Consider the following 15554-nt stretch of genomic DNA (forward strand, 5'->3'; position numbering starts at 1 on the left):
CAGCCCCGGGAGGGGCCCCGAACGCGCCGCGGGGGCGCGCGGACCCCGGGGTCCGCGCGCCCCCGTCCGGGGAGGGGCGACGGGCGTCAGTCGTCGTCGAAGTCGCCCAGGTCCAGGCCGGCCGGGGTCGCGGTGATGGTGATCTCGGTGCCCTCGGGAGCCCTGCCCGTGTGCGACTGGTGCGAGACCGTCCGGCCGCCGAAGATCCGTTCGACCTCGACCTCGAAGCCGGCCTCCTTCAGCGCCTTGCGCGCGTCCTTGACCGACATGCCGACCACGTCGGGGATCTCCACCCCGGGCGGTCCACTGGAGACGGTGAGCGAGACGGTGCTGTTGCTGCCGACGCTGGAGCCGCTGTCCGGGCTCTGCCGGATCACCTTGCCCTCGTCGACGTCGGCGTTCTCCTCCTCGGTCACCTCGACGCTCAGGCCGAGCTCCTCCAGCTTCTGGCGGGCGGTGTCCACGTCCTCTCCCACCACCGCGGGGACCGGGATGCTGCGGCTGACGAAGACCGTGACCCCTTCCTCCCGGTCGGCCTCCTGGCCGGCCCCGGGATCGGTCGAGACCACGTTGCCCGGCTCGACGTTCTCGTCGTCCACGTCCTCCTGGACGACGCTCTCCGGGGCGAACCCGAGGTCCTCCAGGGCCTTGAGGGCGTTGGCGGCGTCGTCGCCGACCAGGTCGGGCATGGACACCGTCTGCGGACCCTTGGAGAGGTAGACGACGACCTCCTCGCCGGGGGACAGGGACGCCCCGGCCTCCGGGTCGCTGCTGGCCACCGCGCCCACCTCGACGTCGCTGTAGACGCTCTCCTCGGCGAGGGTGTAGCGCAGCCCCTCGCCGCGGATCAGCTGGCTCGCCGCCTCGGGGGTGGCGCCCACCACGTCGGGGACGCTCTCGTACTGTCCGTCGACGATCCACCAGCCCGCCACGAGCACGACCAGGGCCAGGACCGCGGCCCCGACCCCGATCAGCAGGTTGCGGCGGCGCCGGGGGTCGGGGCCCTCCCGGTAGTCGTCATCGTCGTAGTCGTCGTAGTCGTCGTCGTACCGGCCGCCGTCCAGACCCGCGGACTGCATGTCCACGACCATGGTGGCGTTCTCGGTGCCTGGACCGGCGCCGCCCGCGATGAGCTGGGGCGCGGTGACCGAGGCGGTGGCCGCCGCCTCGGGGGCCACGGGGGCGAGGGGGGTCTGCTCGGCCGGAGCGGCGGCGGGCAGGCGGTTGAGCACCTCCAGCACCTTGGCCAGGTACTGGCCCGCGTTGCCGGGGCGGTACCGGGGGTCGCGCTCGGTGGCCTTGGTGACCAGGGCGTCCACCTCGGCGGGCAGGCCCGGCAGGAAGTGCGAGGGGCGCGGCACGTCCTCGTTGACGTGCTGGTAGGCGATGGCGATGGGCGTCTCGCCGGTGTGCGGCTGGCTGCCGGTGAGCAGCTCGTAGAACATGATGCCCGCCGCGTAGACGTCGGTGCGCGCGTCGGCGGTGCCCCGCTCGATCTGCTCGGGCGCCAGGTAGGCGGCGGTGCCCATGAGGGTGCCGGTGCGGGTCAGGCCCTGGTTGGACTGCTCCACCGCGCGGGCCAGGCCGAAGTCGGCCACCTTGACCCGGCCGTCCTCGGTGAGCAGGACGTTCTCCGGCTTGATGTCGCGGTGCACCATGCCCGCCTGGTGGGCGGCGCCCAGCGCGGCCAGCACCGGGGCCATCACGTTCAGGGCCTCGTGCGGGGTCAGGCGGCCCCTGGCCCTGAGCAGGTCGCGCAGGGTGCGCCCGGGTACGTACTCCATCGCCAGGAAGACGTGCCCCTGGTCCTCACCCTGGTCGAAGACCTGGACGACGTTGGGGTGGGAGAGCTTGGCGACGGAGTGCGCCTCGTTGATGAAGCGCTGCACGAAGGTGGGGTCCTGCGCCAGCGAGGGGTGCATCACCTTCAACGCCAGCCGCCGGTCCAGCCTCAGGTCGTGGGCGACGTAGACGGTCGCCATCCCGCCTCCGGCGATCCTCGACTCGACGAAGTAGCGTCGGTCCAGGGTCGCGCCTACGAGCGGGTCGGAAGTCGTCATGTCCACGGCGGAGTAGTGTCCTTGCTGCGGGGAGCGCGGGCTGTCGCGGCCGGTGGCGCGTACCCGACACCGGGTGTCGAACCGACACGATAGCGGAAGCCCGCGCCAGGTCTGCCCCGCGGTTCGCGGTCGCGTCGCACCGCTCCACCCTAGGTGGGGTGCGTCCGCGCCTGGGTCGTTTCCGGGCGCGCGCCGCCGCGCTCGCGGGGCGCACACCCCCTCCACGGTAGGGGACGGCACCAAACGTCCCAGGTGGGACGCACCGGTCCCCCCGAGCGGACCCCGCGGGGCCCCGACGTCGTCTGTGCCACACAGACCTCGCAGACCGCGTGAGCGACCTCTCCCCCCACCGGCACCGGACGGCCCCGCGAACCCGTCAGCCGCCCGGGGCCGGTGGGCGGGGGGTGTTCGGGCGCCCGCGCCCTGAGGCGCCCGAACACGGACCGCGGCGAAGCGGAGGCCCGGGGACGGTACGGCCTAGTCCACGGCGGGGGAGGAGGCCTGGGCGTGGCGGCGCACCGGGATGCGCCCGGCCAGGCGGGCGCCGCGTCCCGCGCGCACCGCGTCGCGCATCGCCGCGGCCATGCGCACCGGATCCTGGGCGCGTGTGACGGCGGTGGCCAGCAGCACCGCGTCGCAGCCCAGCTCCATGGCCAGGGCGGCGTCGCTGGCGGTGCCGATCCCGGCGTCCACGATCACCGGCACCCCCGCCTGCTCCACGATGAGCTCCAGGTTGTGCGGGTTGCGGATGCCCAGGCCCGAGCCGATCGGCGCGGCCAGCGGCATCACCGCCGCGCAGCCCAGCTGTTCCAGCCGCCGGGCCAGTACCGGGTCGTCGTTGGTGTAGGGCAGCACGGTGAACCCCTCGTCCACGAGCTGCTCGGCGGCGTCCAGCAGTTCCACCGGGTCGGGCAGCAGGGTGTGCTCGTCGGCCACCACCTCCAGCTTCACCCAGTCGGTCTCCAGCGCCTCGCGGCCCAGCTTCGCCGTGCGCACCGCGTCGGCGGCGGTGAAGCACCCGGCGGTGTTGGGCAGGGGCCGGATCTTGTTGCGGGACAGCACGTCCCACACCGACCCCTGGGTGCCGGGGGCGACCCGGCGCATCGCCACGGTGGTCAGTTCGGTGCCGGAGGCGATGAGCGCCTCCTCCAGCACCTCCAGGGACGGGGCACCGCCGGTGCCGGTGATGAGCCGGGAGCCGAAGGGGACCCCGGCGATCACGAGCGGGTCGTGGGCGGTGTGCTCGGTCATGCTCAGCCTCCCTGCACGGCGGTCAGGACGTCCACGCGGTCGCCCGCGCCCAGCGCGCTGTCGGCCCACGCGGTGCGCCGCACCACCTCGTCGTTGACGGCCACGGCGATCCCGCCGGGGATCTCCCCGTCCCGCGCGGCGGTCAGTCCGCGCACGACCGCCTCCACGGTGGTGTCGTCGGCGAACTCGCGGCGGTCGCCGTTGATGATCAGTTCCACTCCAGCTCCTTGCGCGTCATCGTGCCGCGGTCCGGTCCGCGGCGAAGCGGCGGGCGTACTCCGGCAGGGTTGCGGTCGTCAGGGCGTGGGCCATGGCCTCGCCGGTCACGGGGGCCAGCAGCACCCCGTGCCGGAAGTGCCCGGCGGCCAGGTGCAGCCCGGGCACGCGGGTGGGGCCCAGCAGGGGTTCGTTGTCCGGGGAGCCCGGGCGCAGGCCCACGCAGGTCTCGGTCACCTCCAGCTCGCTCACACCGGGGACGAGTTCGCGGGCGTCGCGCAGCACCTGCCAGAGGCCTCCGACGGTGAGCGCCGTGTCGTGGCCGAGTTCCTCCTGGGTGGCGCCGATGACCACCTCGCCGTCGGCGCGCGGCACCAGGTAGGTCGCGAAGCCCCGGACCAGGCCGCGTACCGTCCGGTGCACGATCGGCGGCTCGCCGTCGGGCACCCGGGCGCGCAGCAGCTGGCCCTTGACCGGGCGCAGCGGCGGGACGACGGGCCCGGGGACGCGGACGCCCTCGCCCCAGCAGCCCGCGGCCAGCACCACCTGGTCGGCGGGCAGGGTGTGCCCGTCGCTCAGGCGCACGCCCAGCCGGGCGCCCTCCGGGCCGGGGGAGAGGACCTCCTCGGCGGCCGCGGTGTACTCGGCCGCCCCGGCGCGTTCGCCCGCCGCCGCCAGTGCGCGCAGCAGCAGCCGCGGGTCCACGGAGTGGTCGTCGGGGGCCAGTACGCCTCCGCGCACCGAGGGGGCCAGCATGGGTTCCAGGCGGCGGCACTCGCGGCTGGTGAGGCGTTCGGCGGCCACGCCCAGGCGCCGCTGGAGCCCGTGCAGTTCGGTCAGCACGGCCAGGTCGTCGCGGTCGAAGGCGACCAGGAGGGTGCCGGTGGTGCGGTAGCCCACGCTGATCCCGCTGGCCTCCTCCAGTTCGGCCACGAAGTCGGCGTACATGCCCGCGGACCGGATCCCCAGCTCCATCAGGGGCTCCTCGCCGAAGGTCGCCTCGGTGGCGGGGGTGAGCATCCCCGCCGCGACGGCGGAGGCGGCCCGGGCGGCGGCCGGGTCGGTCACGGGGTCGGGTTCGACCAGGGTGACGGGCAGCCCCCGCTGGGCGGCGCGCCAGGCGGTGACCCGGCCGACGAGGCCGCCGCCGACCACGACGACGCCGCGGTCGGACGCATTGGTAGGACGAATCGCTGCGGAACGGGGTTCGTTCTGGGTAGGCACGGCGCTGCGTTCCACTCCCTTCGCCGGCATGATCCGGATCAGGTTCGTGCGGTCGGAGGCTCACAGCCTCCCTCTCAGCCGGGTCCCACCCGGCTCCCGCGGGATGTAGGTCTGCGCCCATTCTAGGGCCCCGCGGGAGGCCCGCCAGGGCCGGGCGGCGGGTGACGCGTACGCCGGGACAGGCGCCTCGGGTGTCCGGATGTGGCAGATTGGTGCCGTGACACGAAGCGACATCGACATCGACACGCTGGTCGGCGAGTGGCTGACCCTCAAGGAGGCGGCCGCGCCGCTGGGCGTGAGCCCGAACCGGATCAAGACGCTGATCCGGGAGAACCGCATGATGGGCATGGTCCGCGGGGGCGAGCTGTCCATCCCCGCCGCGTTCATCGACGGCGACGACCTCGTCAAGGGGCTGCCGGGCACGCTGGTGCTGCTCAGCGACGCGGGCTTCTCCACCGAGGAGGCCCTGCGCTGGCTGTTCACCCCCGACGACTCCCTGCCGGGCACGCCCATCCAGGCCATGCGGGAGAACCGGGGCACCGAGGTGCGCCGCCGCGCCCAGAGCCTGGCCTTCTGAGCCGTGGGACCGCGGGGGCGGGGCGCGCCGTCGCGCTCCCCGCCCTTGGGTCCGCGCGCCCCCGGGCCTTAGGGTGGGAGGGGTGAGGACCAGCCACGGAACCAGCCTGCGCAAGCGCCTGGACGCATCCCTTCTGTACCTGTGCACCGACGCCCGGAGCCGTCAGGGCGACCTGGCCGAGTTCGCCGACGCGGCCCTGGCCGGGGGGGTGGACGTCATCCAGCTCCGGGACAAGGGACTGGAGGCGCGCGAGGAGATCGCGGCCCTGGAGGTGCTCCGGGAGGCCTGCGAGCGGCACGGCGCCCTGCTGGCGGTCAACGACCGCGCCGACATCGCCCGCGCCGTACGCGCCGACGTCCTGCACCTGGGCCAGCGCGACCTGCCCGTGCCCATGGCCCGCGACATCGTCGGAGCCGATCCCGTCATCGGCCGCTCCAACAACGACATCGCCGCGGCGGCGGCCTCCGCGGAGGAGCCCGGCGTCGACTACTTCTGCGTGGGCCCCACCTGGGCCACGCCCACCAAGCCGGGCCGCCCGGCCGCAGGGCTGGAGCTGGTGGAGCGCACCGCCGCGCTGGGAACCGACCGTCCCTGGTTCGCCATCGGCGGGATCGACGCCGACAACATCGACCAGGTGGTGCGCGCCGGTGCCCGCCGCGTCGTGGTGGTGCGCGCGGTCACCGAGGCCGAGGACCCCCGCGCCGACGCGGCCGCGCTGCGCCGGCGCCTGGACGCGGCCCAGGGCTGACCCGGCCCGGGCACCGGCGGCGCCCCGCCCGGGACCGCGCCCGCCCGGCCCGGCGGCCGTCCCGGCCACGCCCGGCCCGGGGACGCGGAAAGGGGCCGCCGGGAGGCGGTCCAGCCCCCAGCCGTTGCCGAGGTCAAGGGGGGCTTCAGACCGGCACGTGGGCCAGGGCGCTGGGATGGCGCCGCAGGAAGCCCTCGATGGACTGGGCCGGGTGGCCGGCCAGGTCCGCGACGGTGGGCGCGACCACGTCCAGTTCCCCGGCGGCGATCGCCTCGTAGGAGGACACCCAGCCCTCCACGGCCCACTCGGGGGCGTCCCCGCCCCGGCGCGCCTCCAGCGCCTCCTCCCGGCTCTGGGGCACGTAGCGGACCGTGCGGCCGGTGAGCGTGCCCAGCCGCTCCGCCGTCGCGGACAGGGACAGCGCCTCGGGACCGGTGACGTCGTAGGTGGCGTTCTCGGAGTTCAGCCGCACCCCCGGGTCGGTCAGCACGGCGGTGGCCACGTCCGCCACGTCGTCGCGCGAGACCCAGGCGACCCTGCCCTCACCGGCCGGGCCGCGCAGCGCACCGCTCCCGTCCACCCAGTGTGGCAGCAGGTCCAGGTACAGGCTGGGTCTGAGGAAGGTGTAGCGCACCCCGGTGGAGCGGATGTGCGCCTCGGTGAAGAAGTGCGTGCGCGCGAACGTGAACGTCGAGGCCGGCCCCGCCCGCAGGAAGGACAGGTACACGATCCGGGACACCCCGGCCTTGACCGCGCCGTCCACCGCGCTCAGGTGGACGTCGACGCGGTCCTCGGACTCGGTCGCCGAGACCAGGAACAGCGTGTCCACGCCCCGGCACGCCCGTTCGAAGGCCGCGGTGTCCTCGTAGGCGGCCATGGCCGCGCTGCTGCCGGGGTACTCCGGGGCCCGGTTGATGTCGCGTACGATGAGCCGCTGGGACAGCCCCAACCGCGCGATCCGGGCGGCGACTCGCCCGCCCAGCGCCCCGGTCGACCCGGTCACCCCTATGGTGTGGTTTGTCGTGTGATCGTCGCCCATGACACCCCATCCTGCGCCACGAGGGCGTGCCGGGCACTGACCGGCACGCCCCTTTTTGGGTTCACGGAGGGCGGGTTGGCCTCCCCGGGGTCAGGAGGCCCCGGATCCGGGCGGGGTGCCCGTCCCGGAGGCGCGCACCCGCTCCGGGGCGTCCTCCCGGCGCCGGTAGGCCAGGCGGCGCAGCAGCACCTCGGCCGGGCCGCGCCTGCCCGTCCGCTCCAGCGCGTGGGCCGCCACCACCGTCACGAGCCACACGCCGACCGCGAACAGCAGCATCGACCAGGAGGTCAGCTCGGCGCCCAGCCCCAGCCCCCAGGCCGCCAGGACCGGCGCGCACAGCACCGACTGGGCCAGGTAGGCCGAAAGGGAGCGTCTGCCCGTCGCGTCCAGCGCCCGCACCACCACGCCGCCCGTGCGGCCGCGCTCCTGGAGGCGGTGCGCCACCAGGGCGATCAGCGCCACGTAACCCACGCCGCAGGCCATACCGGTCAGCATGTGCGGCATGCTGAGCATGTCCTTCTGCGTGGCGGCCAACTCCCAGACCCCGATCTGGGCCAGGGCCGAGGGGATCCCGCCCAGCCAGCCCAGGCCGATGCCGACGACCGCGGTCCAGCGCAGCAGCACCAGGTGGCGGCCCGGCTCCTCCAGGATCCGCTGGCGCGCCGCCCAGTAGGCGAGCAGGATCACCGTCGGCACGACCAGCCCCAGCAGTCCCTGGATCACCACGACGAACGGCCAGGCCATCAGGCGGCCCGCCGCGGCGCCCAGCAACGAGGACTCGCCGATGTTGGCGGCCAGGGTGTCCATGCTGAAGGCGGCCGCCTCGCCGCTGTCGGCGGGAGCCAGGGCCAGCCCCACCAGGCTGACACCCGCCAGCATCACCATCAGCCACGTCAGCACCCCGGCCCACACCAGGATCGTCGTGGAGCGGCGTCGGAAGAAGAGCCAGCCCAGCACCAGGCCGGCCAGGCCGTAGGCGCCCAGGACGTCGCCCATCCACAGCAGGAGGGCGTGCGCGAAACCGAACGCGAGCAGCCACAGGTTGCGGCGGCGCAGCAGCGCGTCCGCCTCCCGCGCGCTGGCGCCCGCCGCCTCCTGCCGCCGGGCCAGCTGGACCATGCCGTACCCGAACAGGAACGCGAACATCGGGTAGCTGCGCGAGTCCACCGCCGTGACGATGAGGAACTGCGTGACCGAGTCGAGCGCGCCCTCGGGTACCGGGTGGGCTGTCGACCCGTTCATGGGGACCGCCCACAGGTACCAGACCGTGTTCGCGATCGCGATGAACAAGAGCATGAACCCGCGCGCCAGGTCGGGGGCGAGCGCGCGTTCGCTCGCGCCCACTGGGCCGCGAGCGACGGTGTGTCCGGACATGGGAGGCTCCCCTATTTCGCGATATGTCGTATCAGCGATTCAAGCGGAGGCCCGCGGTCGGGCACAACGCTTCCCGGGCGGCGCAAAACCCTGGGAAACCACCTAGGGGCATCCCCGGGGACGGCGTACCTCCGGCCCCGCCGACGCCTGTTCCGGGTCCGGCCGCCGGACGGCCCGGGAGGGAAGGGCGCCTCAGAAGGTGCGCCTGGTGGCCGCCACCACCAGCTGGCGCAGCGGCTCGCGCGCGCTCGCGTCCAGCTCCGGGCTCTCCAGGGCCGCCACGGCCCGCTCGGCGTACTCGGAGACCATCCCCTCGCACACCGCCAGCGCGCCCGAGCCCTCGATCAGCGAGCGCATCCACTCCACCGACTCCACCGACAGCTCCGGCCGCCCGAGCAGGGAGCGGAACCGGTCGGCGTCGGCCGCGCCCGCGCGGGCCAGCGTCTCGGCCACGATCAGCGTCCGCTTGCCCTCGCGCAGGTCGTCTCCCGCGGGCTTGCCCGTGGTGGAGGGGTCGCCGAACACGCCCAGCACGTCGTCGCGCAGCTGGAAGGCGATCCCCAGCGGGAGGCCGTAGTCGGTGTACACCCGCGCCAGTTCGGCGCGGCCCGCCAGCGCGGCACCCAGGTGCAGCGGCCGCTCCACGGTGTACTTGGCGGACTTGTAGCGCATCACCCGCAGCGCCGCCTCGCGGGTGGAGGCGCCCCGCACCTGCTCCAGGGTGTCCAGGTACTGCCCCGCCATCACCTCGGTGCGCATCGCGTCGAAGGGGGCGCGCCCCTCGCCCAGCTCCCGCGCGCCGAACCCGCTGGCCTGGTACATCTCGTCGGACCAGGCCAGGCACAGGTCGCCGATGAGGATCGCCGCGCCCCGGCCGAAGCCCTCTCTGTCACCGCCCCACCCGTGCTCGGCGTGCAGCTTGGCCAGGCGCCGGTGGGTGGCGGGAAGGCCGCGGCGCGTGTCGCTGTTGTCGATCACGTCGTCGTGGATGAGCGCGCACGCCTGCAGGAACTCCAGGGAGGCCGCGGCCCGCACCACCCGCGCGTCCCCGGCCGCGCCGCCCGCGCCGCGCCACCCCCAGTAGCAGAAGGTGGGGCGCAGGCGCTTGCCGCCGGAGAGCATCGCCTCCAGCGCGTCCATCGCCGGGGCCAGTTCCTCGCCGATCTCCAGCAGCCGCCCGCGGTGGTCGGCGCAGAACTCGGCCAGTTCACGGTCCACCGCGGAGCGGATCACGGACACGGATGAGGTGGAAGGGGAAGAAGGGGCCATGTCCTGCACATTAGTGGCTGTGCGGCACATGCGGGTCCTCCTTCCCCCGGGGGAGGCCCTCCCGGGCCACCAGCGCGAACACCGCGGTGAACGGGTCTCAGAGTGTGGGACGCCATCCCACCGCGGAGGACCTCCTGACCTAAGGTGGTGTGCATGCTGTCAGCACCGACACGCCCCGTGGCGCTCCGAACCCCGGCCCCCAGACCGCGTCATATCCGCGAACTCCTCCAAACGGGCGAGCCGCTGTTCTCCTTCGAGTTCTTCCCCCCGCGCACGCCCCAGGCCCAGGAGCGGCTGTGGCGGGCGGTCCGGGAGATCGAGGCCCTCGGCCCCTCGTTCGTCTCGGTCACCTACGGTGCGGGCGGCAGCACGCGCGGGCTCACCGTGGAGACCACCGAGCGCATCGCCACCGACACCACGCTGCTGCCGGTCGCGCACATGACCCTGGTCGACCACTCCGTCGCCGAGCTGCGCCACCTGGTGGGACGCCTCGCCGACGCGGGCGTGTCCAACATGCTCGCCGTGCGCGGCGACCCGCCCGGGGACCCCAGCGGCGAGTGGGTCAGCCACCCCCAGGGGCTGACCTACGCCGAGGAACTGGTGCGCCTGATCAAGGACAGCGGCGACTTCTGCGTGGGCGTGGCGGCCTTCCCCTACAAGCACCCGCGCTCGGCCGACGTGGAGACCGACACCGACCACTTCGTGCGCAAGTGCGACGCGGGCGCCGACTACGCCATCACGCAGATGTTCTTCGACCCCGAGGACTACCTGCGCCTGCGCGACCGGGTGGCGGCGCGCGGCTGCGAGATCCCCATCATCCCCGAGGTGTTCCCCGTGGTCCGCACCTCGTTCATCCCGCGCTCGGAGCAGCTCTCCGGGGCTCCCTTCCCCAGGGACCTGGCGGAGCGCTTCGCCTCCTTCGGCGACGACGCCGAGGCGGTGCGCCAGTTCGGCATCGAGCACGCCCAGCGCATGTGCGAACGGCTGCTGGCCGAGGGGGCGCCGGGCATCCACTTCATCACCTCGAACCAGTCCACGGCCACCAGGCAGATCTACCGCGAGGTCTCCGGCCGCCGGAGCCGGTGAGGGGGAGCCGGGCGGCCATGATCGAGAAGGGGGCGTCCGGGCTGCCGGGGAAGGAGAAGTCCTCCAGCACCTCGGTGAAACCGCACGAGCGGTACAGGTGGCGCGCCGCGGACGGTCCCGACCTCGTGGACAGCACCGCGGTGCGCTCCGGCCGCTCCCGGCACAGGGCGTGGAGCACCGCGCGCCCCACGCCCTGGTTCTGCGCCTCGGGCAGCACGTGCACCTCGGCGATCTCCAGGGCGTCGGCCAGGTAGCGGCGCGCCTGCTGCTCCCTCCCGCTGGCGCGCAGCCCCTCCAGGACCGTGTCGTGCCACCACTGGCCGCGGCGGCCGTGGAACCCGTAGGCGAAGCCGACCGGGCGGCCCGCGCGCAGGGCCACCACCGCGCGGAACCCCGGGTAGTAGGCGTGGCTGTTCATGACGGAGGCCCGCCCGGGCAGCTGCTCCGGGGGCGGGCGCATGGCGGCCTCGTACACCTGGAGCAGCGCGGGTACGGCGTGCGTGAAGGCGGGTGGGGCCAGCTCACGCAGCTCGGTGTCGGCTGCCACGGCCCAACTGTAGTGCCCCGCCGCGCCGGGGACACGTGTGCGCGCCCGGGGTCCTTGACGCCTCCCTCGGGCTGTTGTTAACTGGATCCCGTCGAACAGGAGTTCGACATATCTCCGCCGCCCCCCATACGGTGGAGGGCGGCGCGGCCGGGCTGGGGAGGGGAAGCCCCACGTCCGGCCGCGCCGCCTCGTTCCTCCCGGACACGACGAGAGCCCGCGGCCGCGGCCGCGGGCTCTCGTCGAGCGGTGTTCTCCTAGAAGGCGTCGACCGCGCGACGCGCCTCGGGGTCCAGGACGCCCCAGTTGATGAGCTCCTCGGTCAGGTCGCCGGGCGACTTGTCGTAGATGACCGCGAGTGAGCGCAGGTCCTCCTGGCGGATGGACAGCACCCGCCCGTTGTAGTCGCCGCGCTGGCTCTGGATCGTGGCCACGTAGCGCGAGAGCGGCCCGGCCTTCTCCTGGGGCAGCTGCTGCATGCGCTCCAGGTCGATGACCAGCTTGGGTGTGGGCCCCAGCGGGGTGGGCGCCGCGCCGCCGGGCAGCAGCTCCGACATGGGCACCCCGTAGAAGTCGGCCAGTTCGGCGAGCTTCTGGACGGTGACGGCGCGGTCACCGCGCTCGTAGGAGCCCACCACGACGGCCTTCCAGCGTCCGTGGGACTTCTCTTCCACCCCGTGCAGGGACAGGCCCTGCTGGGTGCGGATGGCGCGCAGCCGCGCTCCAAGGGACTTGGCGTATTCGGATGGCATCTTCTCGCGCTCCCGGCCGTGACAGTGGCTGGCGTGGTGGGGGAGACGTCCGCTCGTACTCGGCGGGCCGCCTGGGCGGTCCAGCGGATGGTCACGGGATGCAACCCCACCCGGCAGTGGTTACAGACAGTGACGGTAGGGGGGTCTGCCTTCCAGGTCAAGCCGTTGGTGTGAAACGCGACTAATCGGTGGCCAAACCGTGCGTAAGTGAGACACCTCTCATGTGTGGATCGAATGGGACGAGTCGCATGCCTAGATAGCACGAAAAGCCCGCTCCTCCAGGGACTTTTGTCCTTCGCCCCTTTGATCGCTGAATCCACTGGGTGGCGATATGACTACATTCGGGATAGAGTGCGGCGAATTTTATGTGACGAGAGTCACATTCTTCGCCGGGGGTGGTTGACCGACCTCCGGGCGTTCGCGTCGTCGCTGGTAGCGTGGATCCGATCGACATCCTTTAACGACCTGTCCCGTGAGGCAGGGAAGGGGGTCACTACTTTGCGTGCGCGAAAACCGACCGCCGGTGACGCCGGCGGCGCACCCGCCGAGGTCCCCGCGGGCACCCGCGCCGTCCTCGACGGCAACGAGATCAACCGGGCGCTGACCCGCATCGCCCACGAGGTGCTCGAACGCACCAAGGGCGGCCACGGCGTCACCCTCCTGGGCATCCCCTCCCGCGGCGTCCCGCTCGCCCGGCGCCTGGCCCGGCGCATCGAACGCGTGGAGGACCTCACCGTTCCCGCCGGCTCGCTCGACATCACCATGTACCGCGACGACCTGCGCTCGGCCCCCGTCCGGGCCCTGGGCCGCACCGAGATCCCCGCGGGCGGTCTGGACGACCGCGTCGTCGTCCTGGTCGACGACGTCCTCTTCTCCGGCCGTACCGTCCGCGCCGCGCTCGACGCCCTCGGCGACCTCGGGCGCCCCCGCGCGGTCCAGCTCGCCGTCCTCGTCGACCGCGGCCACCGCGAACTGCCCATCCGCGCCGACTACGTGGGCAAGAACCTGCCCACCTCGCTGCGCGAGAGCGTCACCGTGCGCCTGGAGGAGACCGACGGCCACGACGCGGTCCTGCTCGGCCCGGCGCGCCCGCGCCCCGGCACCACGGAGGGGAACGCCTGATGCGCCACCTGCTCTCCACCGGCGACCTGACCCGCGACGAGGCCGTCCTCATCCTGGACACCGCCGCCGAACTCGCCCAGGTCGGCGACCGCTCCGTCAAGAAGCTGCCGACCCTGCGCGGTCGCACCGTGGTCAACCTCTTCTACGAGGACTCCACCCGCACCCGCACCTCCTTCGAGCTGGCGGCCAAGCGCCTGTCCGCGGACGTCATCAACTTCTCCGCCAAGGGCTCCAGCGTCTCCAAGGGCGAGAGCCTCAAGGACACCGCGCTGACCCTGCAGGCCATGGGCGCTGACGGAGTCGTCATCCGCCACAGCGCCTCCGGGGCCGCCCACCGCCTGGCCAACTGGGTCGACGGCTCGGTGCTCAACGCGGGCGACGGCACCCACGAGCACCCCACCCAGGCCCTGCTGGACGCCTTCACCATGCGCTCCCGCCTGGGCCGCCTGGAGGGGCTGCGCGTGGCCGTGGTCGGCGACATCCTGCACAGCCGCGTCGCCCGCTCCAACGTGCTGCTGCTCACCACCCTGGGCGCCCACGTCACCCTGGTCGCGCCGCCCACCCTGCTGCCGGTCTCGGTGCACACCTGGCCGTGCGAGGTCTCCTACGACCTCGACACCGTCCTGCCCAAGTCCGACGTGGTCATGATGCTGAGGGTCCAGGCCGAGCGGATGCGCGAGTCCTTCTTCCCCTCCGCGCGCGAGTACAGCCGCAACTACGGGCTGGACGGCGAACGCCTGTCCCACATGCCCGAGGACGCCATCGTCATGCACCCCGGGCCCATGGTCCGCGGCATGGAGATCTCCGCCGAGGTCGCCGACTCGCCCCGGTGCACCGTCACCGAGCAGGTCGCCAACGGCGTCAGCCTGCGCATGGCGGTGCTCTACCTGCTGCTCGGCGGCTCCTGAGGGAGGCCGGCGACCACCGCCCGGCCCCGCTCCCCCACGACTCCAGAACACGAGGAAGCCAACACCGCGATGCCCGACACCCATGCACCGCACCTGATCCGGGGCGCCAGCCCCGCGGGCGGCGATCCCGTCGACCTGCTCCTGGCCGACGGCCGCATCGCCGCGATCGGTCCGGACCTGGACGCCCCCGAGGGCGCCCACACCACCGAGGCCGCCGGGCTCGTCGCCCTGCCCGGACTGGTGGACCTGCACACCCACCTGCGCGAACCCGGCCGCGAGGACGCCGAGACCGTCGCCAGCGGCTCCCGCTCGGCCGCCATGGGCGGCTACACCGCGGTCCACGCCATGGCCAACACCGACCCCGTCGCCGACACCGCCGGTGTGGTCGAGCAGGTCTGGCGCCTGGGCCGGGAGGCGGGCTACTGCGACGTACGCCCCGTCGGCGCCGTCACCGTCGGCCTGGCCGGACAGCAGCTCTCCGAGATCGGCGCCATGGCCGACTCCGCCGCCCGGGTGCGCGTCTTCTCCGACGACGGCCTGTGCGTCTCCGACGCCCTGCTCATGCGCCGGGCCCTGGAGTACGTCAAGGCCTTCGACGGCGTCATCGCACAGCACGCCCAGGAGCCCCGCCTGACCCAGGGCGCCCAGATGAACGAGGGCTGCGTCTCCGACCGGCTGGGCCTGCCCGGCTGGCCCGCGGTCGCCGAGGAGGCGATCATCGCCCGCGACTGCCTGCTGACCCAGCACGTGGGCTCGCGCCTGCACGTGTGCCACGTCTCCACCAAGGGCTCGGTCGACATCATCCGCTGGGCCAAGGCCCGCGGCTGCGACGTCACCGCCGAGGTCACCCCCCACCACCTGCTGCTCACCGACGAGCTGGTGGAGAGCTACGACCCCGTCTACAAGGTCAACCCGCCCCTGCGCACAGCCGAGGACGTCCAGGCGCTGCGCGAGGGCCTGGCCGACGGCACGATCGACATCGTCGCCACCGACCACGCCCCCCACCCGGCGGAGGCCAAGGAGACCGAGTGGTCCACGGCCGCCATGGGAATGGTGGGCCTGGAGACCGCGTTGGCCGTCGTGCAGCGCACCATGGTCGACACCGGCCTGCTCACCTGGGAGGGCGTCGCCGACCGCATGTCCGCGGCCCCGGCCCGCATCGGCCGGGTCCACGACCACGGCCGCGGCCTGGAGGTCGGCGCGCCAGCCAACGTCGTCCTGTACGACCCGGCCGCACCGGTCGAGGTCGACGGGGCGGCCATGGCCAGCAAGAGCGGCAACACCCCCTTCCGGGGCATGACCCTGCCCGGTTCGGTACGCGCCACGTTCCTGCGCGGCGCCCCGACCGTGCTGGAGGGGAAGATCCAGTGAACACAGCAGCGAC

Annotated in this window: 15 protein-coding genes and 1 riboswitch; of the genes, 6 read left to right on the forward strand and 9 right to left on the reverse strand. The window is 73.5% G+C overall.

The window, feature by feature from the left end:
* Positions 1 to 86: 86 nt before the first annotated feature.
* The 4 genes from pknB to thiO all read right to left on the reverse strand — a co-directional run bounded on the left by pknB (position 87) and on the right by thiO (position 4781).
* The gene (pknB, locus tag FYW95_RS17610) at positions 87 to 2066 is read right to left on the reverse strand and encodes a Stk1 family PASTA domain-containing Ser/Thr kinase (protein WP_159942163.1); all 1980 of its coding nucleotides are present in this window, start codon (positions 2064 to 2066) and stop codon (positions 87 to 89) included.
* A gap of 471 nt (positions 2067 to 2537) precedes the next feature.
* Positions 2538 to 3311, reverse strand: coding sequence for a thiazole synthase (locus tag FYW95_RS17615; protein WP_159942162.1), 774 nt, complete (start codon positions 3309 to 3311; stop codon positions 2538 to 2540).
* Positions 3312 to 3313: 2 nt separating this feature from the next.
* Positions 3314 to 3529 carry a sulfur carrier protein ThiS gene (thiS, locus tag FYW95_RS17620; protein WP_159942161.1) on the reverse strand — a complete coding sequence of 72 codons (216 nt, stop codon included), beginning with the start codon at positions 3527 to 3529 and terminating at the stop codon, positions 3314 to 3316.
* Positions 3530 to 3545: 16 nt separating this feature from the next.
* A complete protein-coding gene (gene thiO / locus FYW95_RS17625; protein ID WP_159942160.1) occupies positions 3546 to 4781 on the reverse strand; it encodes a glycine oxidase ThiO in 1236 nt (411 codons plus the stop codon).
* Positions 4749 to 4861: riboswitch (TPP riboswitch) on the reverse strand. (Overlaps the previous gene by 33 nt.)
* A gap of 89 nt (positions 4862 to 4950) precedes the next feature.
* Between thiO and FYW95_RS17630 the strand changes: the two genes are divergently transcribed.
* A complete protein-coding gene (locus tag FYW95_RS17630; protein WP_201294908.1) occupies positions 4951 to 5328 on the forward strand; it encodes an Rv2175c family DNA-binding protein in 378 nt (125 codons plus the stop codon).
* An 82-nt stretch (positions 5329 to 5410) separates the two neighbouring features.
* Complete coding sequence (gene thiE, locus FYW95_RS17635) at positions 5411 to 6076, forward strand: thiamine phosphate synthase (protein ID WP_160050562.1); 666 nt, start codon at positions 5411 to 5413, stop codon at positions 6074 to 6076.
* A gap of 145 nt (positions 6077 to 6221) precedes the next feature.
* Here the strand turns inward: thiE and FYW95_RS17640 are convergent, their stop codons facing one another.
* The 3 genes from FYW95_RS17640 to FYW95_RS17650 all read right to left on the reverse strand — a co-directional run bounded on the left by FYW95_RS17640 (position 6222) and on the right by FYW95_RS17650 (position 9758).
* Positions 6222 to 7115, reverse strand: coding sequence for an SDR family oxidoreductase (locus tag FYW95_RS17640; protein WP_159942157.1), 894 nt, complete (start codon positions 7113 to 7115; stop codon positions 6222 to 6224).
* Positions 7116 to 7205: 90 nt separating this feature from the next.
* Complete coding sequence (locus FYW95_RS17645; RefSeq protein WP_159942156.1) at positions 7206 to 8489, reverse strand: DUF418 domain-containing protein; 1284 nt, start codon at positions 8487 to 8489, stop codon at positions 7206 to 7208.
* Positions 8490 to 8681: 192 nt separating this feature from the next.
* Entirely contained in the window at positions 8682 to 9758 is a 1077-nt protein-coding gene (locus FYW95_RS17650) for a polyprenyl synthetase family protein (RefSeq protein ID WP_159942155.1), read from the reverse strand.
* Between the two features lie 153 nt (positions 9759 to 9911).
* On the opposite strand from FYW95_RS17650, the gene metF reads away from it, so the two are divergent.
* Complete coding sequence (gene metF / locus FYW95_RS17655) at positions 9912 to 10844, forward strand: methylenetetrahydrofolate reductase [NAD(P)H] (RefSeq protein ID WP_370462370.1); 933 nt, start codon at positions 9912 to 9914, stop codon at positions 10842 to 10844.
* Here metF and FYW95_RS17660 read toward each other — a convergent pair.
* A complete protein-coding gene (locus tag FYW95_RS17660; protein ID WP_201294909.1) occupies positions 10777 to 11391 on the reverse strand; it encodes a GNAT family N-acetyltransferase in 615 nt (204 codons plus the stop codon). The two genes, metF and FYW95_RS17660, sit on opposite strands and share 68 nt — an antisense overlap.
* A 254-nt stretch (positions 11392 to 11645) precedes the next feature.
* Positions 11646 to 12140 (reverse strand): transcriptional regulator BldD, encoded by a 495-nt coding sequence (locus tag FYW95_RS17665; RefSeq protein WP_013154123.1) that lies wholly within the window; start codon positions 12138 to 12140, stop codon positions 11646 to 11648.
* Between the two features lie 498 nt (positions 12141 to 12638).
* Between FYW95_RS17665 and pyrR the strand changes: the two genes are divergently transcribed.
* The 3 genes from pyrR to FYW95_RS17680 all read left to right on the forward strand — a co-directional run bounded on the left by pyrR (position 12639) and on the right by FYW95_RS17680 (position 15541).
* Positions 12639 to 13262, forward strand: a complete 624-nt coding sequence (gene pyrR / locus FYW95_RS17670; protein WP_159942154.1) for a bifunctional pyr operon transcriptional regulator/uracil phosphoribosyltransferase PyrR — start codon at positions 12639 to 12641, stop codon at positions 13260 to 13262.
* On the forward strand, positions 13262 to 14170 hold the full coding sequence (locus FYW95_RS17675; protein ID WP_159942153.1) for an aspartate carbamoyltransferase catalytic subunit: 909 nt from the start codon (positions 13262 to 13264) through the stop codon (positions 14168 to 14170). Before pyrR ends, FYW95_RS17675 begins: the two co-directional genes overlap by 1 nt.
* Before the next feature lie 69 nt (positions 14171 to 14239).
* Positions 14240 to 15541: a dihydroorotase gene (locus FYW95_RS17680; protein WP_159942152.1), complete on the forward strand. Its 1302-nt coding sequence runs from the start codon at positions 14240 to 14242 to the stop codon at positions 15539 to 15541.
* Positions 15542 to 15554 lie beyond the last annotated feature (13 nt).

The organism is Nocardiopsis sp. FR4 (assembly GCF_009830945.1).
Taxonomy (GTDB): Bacteria; Actinomycetota; Actinomycetes; order Streptosporangiales; family Streptosporangiaceae; genus Nocardiopsis.

Coding starts and splice junctions, on each gene's coding strand:
- FYW95_RS17615 (WP_159942162.1), bottom strand. CDS start 3,311: ATGACCGAGCACACCGCCCACGACCCGCTCGTGATCGCCGGGGTCCCC.
- FYW95_RS17650 (WP_159942155.1), bottom strand. CDS start 9,758: ATGGCCCCTTCTTCCCCTTCCACCTCATCCGTGTCCGTGATCCGCTCC.
- FYW95_RS17680 (WP_159942152.1), top strand. CDS start 14,240: ATGCCCGACACCCATGCACCGCACCTGATCCGGGGCGCCAGCCCCGCG.
- thiO (WP_159942160.1), bottom strand. CDS start 4,781: ATGCCGGCGAAGGGAGTGGAACGCAGCGCCGTGCCTACCCAGAACGAA.
- FYW95_RS17675 (WP_159942153.1), top strand. CDS start 13,262: ATGCGCCACCTGCTCTCCACCGGCGACCTGACCCGCGACGAGGCCGTC.
- FYW95_RS17645 (WP_159942156.1), bottom strand. CDS start 8,489: ATGTCCGGACACACCGTCGCTCGCGGCCCAGTGGGCGCGAGCGAACGC.
- metF (WP_370462370.1), top strand. CDS start 9,912: ATGCTGTCAGCACCGACACGCCCCGTGGCGCTCCGAACCCCGGCCCCC.
- FYW95_RS17630 (WP_201294908.1), top strand. CDS start 4,951: ATGTGGCAGATTGGTGCCGTGACACGAAGCGACATCGACATCGACACG.
- FYW95_RS17665 (WP_013154123.1), bottom strand. CDS start 12,140: ATGCCATCCGAATACGCCAAGTCCCTTGGAGCGCGGCTGCGCGCCATC.
- FYW95_RS17640 (WP_159942157.1), bottom strand. CDS start 7,115: ATGGGCGACGATCACACGACAAACCACACCATAGGGGTGACCGGGTCG.